This window comes from Streptococcus sp. HMSC072G04, from assembly GCF_001813295.1.
Lineage (GTDB): Bacteria > Bacillota > Bacilli > Lactobacillales > Streptococcaceae > Streptococcus.
Genome location: NZ_KV812031.1, coordinates 349 through 687 on the forward strand (window position 1 = coordinate 349; position 339 = coordinate 687).

The 339-nt window shown below is 44.0% G+C and carries 1 protein-coding gene; it reads right to left on the reverse strand.

The features are described 5' to 3' along the window. Nucleotides 1–339 (reverse strand): SSURE domain-containing protein (locus HMPREF2904_RS11940; RefSeq protein WP_256263252.1); only part of this gene is annotated, 339 nt, incomplete at both ends.

The window sequence follows — 339 nt, forward strand, 5'->3', positions numbered from 1 at the left end:
AGCGAAGAATTCATATGGAATGACTTGGTTGATCCCAGCTGTGAATGGACCAGGGAAGTTGGCCTTGTCCAAGTAAGTGGCTGGGACATCCACTGTGTCTTTGGTATTGTCAGCCACACCTTTTTGCACTTCAGCTGGTGTTGTCAAGCCGTTCAAATTGACATCCAAATCCTTAGTCGCTACGAGATTGCTCAAGTCTGCCTTGCCATCTTTTGCACCGTAGACTTTGATAGTAGCTTTATAGCTTTGCGTACCATTTTGTTTCAAGAGGTCAAGAAGCTCTTTATCTGATTTACCTTGAGTACCTGCCAAATCCACTTCATAGAAGTAGAGACCTTT